Below are 6,011 nucleotides of genomic sequence, written 5' to 3' on the forward strand. Positions count from 1 at the left end.
TGCCCGCGCCCGTCAGCACCACCACGCGCACCTTCGGGTCCGCTGCCAGCCGCGGCACGGCCTCCGCCAACGCCGCCATCATCGGCCCGCTCAGCGCATTGCGCGCATCGGGGCGGTTCATCGTCAGGGTGGCGACGCCATCGTCGAGGGTTTCGAGCAGGTGATCGGTCATGGTGTCCTCAATTCATATTCTGTTTTGAAAGTCTCTATTTGCCGGAGAACACCGGCTTGCGCTTCTCGAAGAAGGCCGTGCGGGCCTCCTTGGCGTCGTCGCTGGAGAAGGCGATGCGGATGTTGGCGACCTCATAGCGCAGCTGTTGCTCCATGTCGGTGCTCTCCATCGACTTCACCATGCCGCGCTTCAGCAGACGCAGGGTGATCGGCGACCACTCGCACAGCTGTTGGCAATAGGCCTGCAGCCGATCGTGGAACTTGTCGTCGTCGACGACCTCGCCGGCCATGCCAAGAGCAACAGCTTCTTCTCCGAGCGCCGTGCGGTTCTCCATCATGAAGCGCATGGCCTTCTCATAGCCCATGGCCTGCGGCAGGGTGATGGTCAGGCCGGCGTCCGGCGAGCCGCCGATCCGGGTGTAGCCCGCCATCAGCCGCGCGCTGCGCGCCACCAGTCGAACGTCGGTCGCCATGGCCAGGCCAAGACCCGCGCCCACCGCCACGCCATTGATCCCGCCGACCACCGGCTTGTCGCAGCGCTTGCGGATCGACAGCAGGAACTGGCCCACCCAGCCGATATCGTCCAGCTGGGAACTTTGCGGGGTCAGCGGCGAGTAGCGCTCGCCCCCCGACAGATCGAGCCCGGCGCAGAAGCTGTCGCCGCTGCCGGTGATGGCGATCACCCGCACATTGTCGATGCCAGCCGCCTCGTCGACTGCGCCGATCACGGCCCAGGCCAGCTCGGTGCTGAGCGCGTTCTTCTTGTCCGGGCGATTGAGCGTGATCGTGCGCACATGGCCCACGTCGGACACCTTAACGAGGTCAGTCATCGGCGGAATTCCTCCCGGATCGTCGTTCCTCGCGATCCTGACGTCTCTCATAGCGCAGGAGTACGCCCTGACAGAAGGGCCTGCGCAACGGCGCCTGCCCAAGCGTCAGTTTGACAAGGGTCGCCGCGACGGAGGTAAGAAGAGAAATGCTGTTTCAGAACGCCCGCCTTGCCCGCATCCTGTCCGACCTTCGCAAGCGTCCCTCCGCAGCGCTGGCCTCGTCCATCGCGCTCGCCCTGGCCCTGAGTGCGCCGGCGCCGGGCCTCACCAAAACAGCGCCGAACGCCCCCAACATCGTCCTCGTGGTCATCGACGACGGCGGCTACACCGACCTCGGCGCCTATGGCAGCGAGATCGCCACACCCAACATTGACGCCCTGGCGGCGCGCGGGGCCCGGTTCTCCAACTTCCACGCCTCGCCCATGTGCGCGCCCTCCCGCGCCATGCTGCTCACCGGCGTCGACAGCCACACCGCCGGCATCGCCAACCTGCCCGAGAGCACACCCGACGAACATCGTGGTGTCGCCGCCTATCGAGGCCGCCTCGCGAAGAACGTCACCACGGTCGCCACCCTGCTACAGGGTGCGGGCTACCACACCTGGATGGCCGGCAAGTGGCACCTGGGCCATGGTCCCGGCGACCTGCCCAACGCCCGGGGGTTCGACCGCTCCTTCGCGCTCGACGCCACCGGCGGCGACAACTACCAGAAGCGGCCCTATCTGCCGCTCTACAGGACCGCCGACTGGTTCGAGGACGGCAAGCCGGCCGACCTGCCCAAGGATTTCTATTCCTCGAAGTTCCTCGTCGACCGGCTGATCCGCAACATCGACACAGCGCCCAAGGACGGCAAACCCTTCTTCGCCTACCTGCCGTTCCTGGCCATCCACATCCCCACCCAGGCCCCGCAGGCCTATGTCGACAAGTACAAAAACGCCTACGCCCATGGCTGGGACGTCCAGCGCCAGCGACGCTACGACGGCGCCGTGCGCACCGGCCTGATCGCGCCCGGCACGCCTATGGGGCCTCCGCCGTCCAACGTGAAAGCCTGGAACAAGCTCTCGCCAAAAGAACAGCAGATGGCCGCCCGCCACATGGCCGTCAACGCCGGCATGCTTGAGGCCATGGATGCCCACTTCGGACGACTGGTCGCCCACCTCAAACAGACTGGGCAGTACGACAACACCCTGTTCGTGATCCTCTCCGACAACGGTCCCGAAGCCGCAGACCCCGCCGCCCAGCCCCTGTTCCGCCTGTGGCTGAACGCAGTGGGTTATTCCTCGGCGCTGGACCGGCTGGGCAGTCGCGGCGCCTTCTCGGCCATCGGCCCCGGCTGGGCCAGCGCCGCGGCAGCACCAGGCGCCCTCTTCAAGTTCTATGCCTCCGAGGGCGGCATGCGGGTGCCGCTGATCATTTCCGGGCCCGGCGTGCAGCCCGCCACCGCGCGCGCCTTCTCCTTCATCACCGACGTGACGCCGACCCTGCTGGACTACGCCGGCGTCGCGCCGGCGCCGGCGCCTGCCGCCCCGATCGTGGGGCGAACGCTCAGGCCCCTTTTGAGCGGCGCGGCGACCGCCGTTTATGATCCTGCCACGCCTGTCTCCATGGAGGCCGCCGGCGACATCGCTGTCTTCAAGGGCGACCTGAAGTTGACAAAGAACGCCGGCGCGCTCGGCTCACCCGACTGGCGCCTCTACGACATCGTGCGCGACCCCGGCGAGACCCGCGACCTGTCGGCCGCCATGCCGGAACAGTTCGCCGCCATGAAGGCCGACTACGAGGCCTATGCCGCCCGTGTCGGCGTGGCCGAGGTCCCCAAGGGCTACGCCCCTGACAGACAGGTGGCCAGGGCCAGTGGCCCCGGCCTCGTCAAGGCGCTGGTCCTGCCCGCCGGCCTCGGACTGGCGGCGGTGGCGGGCGTCGTCACCCTCGCCGTGGTCCTGGCCCAGGCCCGCCGTCGACGGCTGGGCCGCGCACCGATCCGGGTGGGCCAGGGCGTCGTGCGAGGACTGGTCGGATTCGCCGGCGTCCTCAGCCTGCTGATCGCCAGCCGCTTCTGGCTGGCCCCCGCCGAAATCGCCGCCACCATGGGCCTCACCGCCGACGGCCCCGTGGGTCTGGGTACGATCCGCGCCGACATGGCCGCCTTCTTCGGCGCGGCGGCGATCCTGTCGCTCACCGCCGCCATCCGCAACGAGGCCCGCTGGCTGACCCCGGTCCTGCTGCTCCTAGCCCTGGCGCTGGCCGGACGGGTGTTCAACCTGGTCACCACCGACGGCGGCGCGACCCTGATCCCGCCAATGGTGATCGAGGCGGTGCTGATCGCGATCATGGGGCTTGGGCGGCGGGTGCTGGGGAGAGGGTAACGCGCATCTCCGGCGTTACTTCCGACACTCGATACTGATCGTCTTCGCCCGGCTCAGGGCGCGAGAGGCTGATCAATTGCGTAGAGCACATGTCGCAAGCTCTGGCCCTGAAAGCGAACCTCGTAGTCCCGTTCAAGAAGCCGACCGCCGAGTCGTTCAAGGGCCAGGCGTGAGCGCAAATTGTGCTCGCCTATCCGAAAGACGACGACAGGCCAGTCCGCCAGCGCATGGGCGATCATGAGCCGCTTCATGTCGCGGTTCCAGGGACCGCCCCAGTATCGGCGCGCCAGGAACGACCAGCCGATCTCAAGCTCTCCGGACTGAACATAGCGGGTCGAATACCGTGAGTGACCAATGATGCGGCCTGTGGCGGTTTCGGTTGCAACAAGGCTTCCGTGTTCGCTGAGCGCATCCTCGATCGATAGTCGGAACACACCCTCGGACCAGGTCTTGTGGATCGGGTGCTGCTCCCAGATCAGGGGGTCGGAGGCGACCGAAAGGAGTTCGTCCCAATCCCGGTCCGAATAGGGACGCATGGTGACGAGATCACCCTTGAGCACCGGTTGAAATTCGAATGTCGGGCTCATTTCAACAGCCCTGAGGCGATGCCAAGCGAGAGAAGGATCTCAATACCGATAAAGATCGCAGGAAAGCGGCCGATGCCGCCGTCCATGACCGCCGAGATGATACGTCCTGCGGCCATGCCCAGCGAGGCAACCGCCAGTGACAGCAATATGCCTTCCCGCGGCCCTGCACTGCCGAATTGGGCCAGCAACAGCAGTCCCGCCACCGTGAGCGGAAAACCGCCATAGACAGCGCGTATCTCGTTGCGGCCGTCACGCCCGCCGACGACGATGCCGAAGTCGGCCAGCAGTCTCTCGGGTCTCGCCAGCGCGACAAGGCCCAGCACGGCATAGAACAAAGCCGCAAGACAGACGCCCACGGTTGCGATCATGAGCTTGTCCCGGGTCGGAAGGCCGCCCATGCGACATATCCAAGCGGCAAAAGGGCCACAAGATCCACGATGGCGATCATTCGCAACTCAGGAGGCGAACCAGCCCCGCGCCACAGCACGATGAACGAGACCATGCTGATGGCGACGGCGACCGTAGCCATTTGCCGCACCTCCGGTCGAGCCATCGCCCAGAAGCAGATCACAAGGACCACAAGAAACAGGGCCGCACGATGATGCAGCAGCAGGAACATCGATGACCCGGGCGACGCGCCATACATCCGCGAAATCAGCGCGGGCTGAAACAACGCCAGCGCCGGCATCAGATGAACCAGGCCAAGCAGCGCCCAGCAGATACGTTCGACTAGCGCCATTCCAGGCTCCTGATCTTTTGCAATCGCAGAATTGCAAGCAACGCCAGCCCGGGTGGAACAATCACGGCCAAAACGTCGAAGGCGAAGATATGGTCAAGGGGAAAACCTCGATGGGCCCAGACCTGCAGGTGAAAGCCCGCATGCAGCAGCGGCCACGCAAGGCCGGCGATCACGACGCCGGGCCTCCCGCGATAGGCGCCCCAGGCCGTCGCACCACCGCTGGCAAGAAAGGCGAGGCCGACATCGCGGATGAAATGCTCATTGTAGGGCCCCATCATTTTCAGGCCCGGAATATGGTCATGGAACCCGGTCGGATTGACGAAAATCGAAACGCCCGCAACCATCCATGCAATCGCAATTACCAGCAAAAGCATGCGCATTGGGCTATCGAACCGTGGTGATCGCGCGGCTGTTGGCGCGAATAACACCGCTGTCGAGGTAGGTCACCTTGCGGAGAACCAGACCATTCTGAAACGCGATCACATCGATCGCAGGCAAGGCGTAAGCCTTCCCATTGGGTTCGTACCGGGCGTCGCCAAACGTGAACGGCGCCGGCGGGTGCATGTGGATGTCGTACTCGATGGTCACGGCGTCAGCGGCGAAGCTGACGGCGCGCACGGTTGAGCGGTAGCCGGGATTGTCGGCCAGGATCCGACGGAATTGCGCCTCGATATCCACGCGTCCGCGGGCTTGCTGAGCGCCTTGCACGAACAGCTGGAACGTGGAGTCGTCCGTGTGCAGCGCCGCGATCCGGGCGGGGTCGCGGCTGTCCCACGCTGCAGAGTAGGCCTGAACGGCCTGTTCCAGCGAGGGCGCCTTCGAGGGCTGTGCGCGTACTTCAGAAGTCTGCGCCAGGAGGGCCACGCTCATCGCCACCACCAACGTCCGCACTGGTCCCATGCCCTGCCTCCAATCAAGTTTCACGGGAGTAAAGCACCTTCTTCTCGTAACATGTCAATAACATTTTATAGAAACATTGCGCCTTCCGGGACCTGGTCTATGCTGATGCCCTGGCCAATACGGATACCTTCAAGCGTGAGTGATCTCCCCGACGCAGGCAGCATGTCGCGCCTCACGCCGCCGCCTGGCCTGCGACAAAGCGACCAGGCCTTCGAGCTTATCAAGCAGGAGATCATTCTGTGCCGGATGGCGCCCGGCCTTCGGTTCTCCGAGGGCCAGCTTTCGGAACGGTTGGGCCTGGGCCGCGCGGCCGCGCGCGCTGCGCTGATCCGGCTGGCTGACCTGGGGCTGGTCGAACCGGTGGCGCGGCACGGCTACATTGTCGCCCCGGTGAGCCTGGGCGCCCTTCGCGACCTCTTCG

Annotated in this window: 9 protein-coding genes; 2 read left to right on the forward strand and 7 right to left on the reverse strand. The window is 65.5% G+C overall.

Going from position 1 to position 6,011, the window contains the following annotated elements; genetic code table 11:
• Window positions 1-172 (reverse strand): enoyl-CoA hydratase-related protein (locus tag ACIQ42_RS14840; RefSeq protein WP_397423039.1); only part of this gene is annotated, 172 nt, incomplete at its 3' end.
• A gap of 34 nt (window positions 173-206) precedes the next feature.
• Window positions 207-1,001, reverse strand: coding sequence for an enoyl-CoA hydratase/isomerase family protein (locus ACIQ42_RS14845; RefSeq protein WP_397423031.1), 795 nt, complete (start codon window positions 999-1,001; stop codon window positions 207-209).
• Between the two features lie 146 nt (window positions 1,002-1,147).
• Here ACIQ42_RS14845 and ACIQ42_RS14850 point away from each other — a divergent pair, with 146 nt between their 5' ends.
• Window positions 1,148-3,364: an arylsulfatase gene (locus tag ACIQ42_RS14850; protein ID WP_397423032.1), complete on the forward strand. Its 2,217-nt coding sequence runs from the start codon at window positions 1,148-1,150 to the stop codon at window positions 3,362-3,364.
• A gap of 53 nt (window positions 3,365-3,417) precedes the next feature.
• Here the strand turns inward: ACIQ42_RS14850 and ACIQ42_RS14855 are convergent, their stop codons facing one another.
• Genes ACIQ42_RS14855 through ACIQ42_RS14875 form a run of 5 tightly spaced genes read right to left on the reverse strand, consistent with a single transcriptional unit; the run spans window position 3,418 to window position 5,590 of the window.
• The gene (locus ACIQ42_RS14855) at window positions 3,418-3,951 is read right to left on the reverse strand and encodes a GNAT family N-acetyltransferase (RefSeq protein WP_397423033.1); all 534 of its coding nucleotides are present in this window, start codon (window positions 3,949-3,951) and stop codon (window positions 3,418-3,420) included.
• Complete coding sequence (locus ACIQ42_RS14860) at window positions 3,948-4,349, reverse strand: DUF4345 family protein (RefSeq protein WP_397423034.1); 402 nt, start codon at window positions 4,347-4,349, stop codon at window positions 3,948-3,950. Before ACIQ42_RS14860 ends, ACIQ42_RS14855 begins: the two co-directional genes overlap by 4 nt.
• Complete coding sequence (locus ACIQ42_RS14865) at window positions 4,316-4,690, reverse strand: hypothetical protein (protein ID WP_397423035.1); 375 nt, start codon at window positions 4,688-4,690, stop codon at window positions 4,316-4,318. The genes ACIQ42_RS14860 and ACIQ42_RS14865 overlap by 34 nt, the downstream gene beginning before the upstream one ends.
• On the reverse strand, window positions 4,681-5,070 hold the full coding sequence (locus tag ACIQ42_RS14870) for a hypothetical protein (protein ID WP_397423036.1): 390 nt from the start codon (window positions 5,068-5,070) through the stop codon (window positions 4,681-4,683). The genes ACIQ42_RS14865 and ACIQ42_RS14870 overlap by 10 nt, the downstream gene beginning before the upstream one ends.
• A gap of 4 nt (window positions 5,071-5,074) precedes the next feature.
• Window positions 5,075-5,590 carry a nuclear transport factor 2 family protein gene (locus ACIQ42_RS14875; RefSeq protein WP_397423037.1) on the reverse strand — a complete coding sequence of 172 codons (516 nt, stop codon included), beginning with the start codon at window positions 5,588-5,590 and terminating at the stop codon, window positions 5,075-5,077.
• Between the two features lie 135 nt (window positions 5,591-5,725).
• Between ACIQ42_RS14875 and ACIQ42_RS14880 the strand changes: the two genes are divergently transcribed.
• Window positions 5,726-6,011 (forward strand): GntR family transcriptional regulator (locus tag ACIQ42_RS14880; protein WP_397423038.1); only part of this gene is annotated, 286 nt, incomplete at its 3' end.

This window comes from Phenylobacterium sp., assembly GCF_044372605.1.
In the GTDB taxonomy this organism is placed as follows: domain Bacteria; phylum Pseudomonadota; class Alphaproteobacteria; order Caulobacterales; family Caulobacteraceae; genus Phenylobacterium.

What these genes read in the sequence shown, in the direction of transcription:
- ACIQ42_RS14845 (WP_397423031.1), bottom strand. Translation starts at nt 1,001, where the DNA reads ATGACTGACCTCGTTAAGGTGTCCGACGTGGGCCATGTGCGCACGATC.
- ACIQ42_RS14850 (WP_397423032.1), top strand. Translation starts at nt 1,148, where the DNA reads ATGCTGTTTCAGAACGCCCGCCTTGCCCGCATCCTGTCCGACCTTCGC.
- ACIQ42_RS14855 (WP_397423033.1), bottom strand. Translation starts at nt 3,951, where the DNA reads ATGAGCCCGACATTCGAATTTCAACCGGTGCTCAAGGGTGATCTCGTC.
- ACIQ42_RS14860 (WP_397423034.1), bottom strand. Translation starts at nt 4,349, where the DNA reads ATGGGCGGCCTTCCGACCCGGGACAAGCTCATGATCGCAACCGTGGGC.
- ACIQ42_RS14865 (WP_397423035.1), bottom strand. Translation starts at nt 4,690, where the DNA reads ATGGCGCTAGTCGAACGTATCTGCTGGGCGCTGCTTGGCCTGGTTCAT.
- ACIQ42_RS14870 (WP_397423036.1), bottom strand. Translation starts at nt 5,070, where the DNA reads ATGCGCATGCTTTTGCTGGTAATTGCGATTGCATGGATGGTTGCGGGC.
- ACIQ42_RS14875 (WP_397423037.1), bottom strand. Translation starts at nt 5,590, where the DNA reads ATGGGACCAGTGCGGACGTTGGTGGTGGCGATGAGCGTGGCCCTCCTG.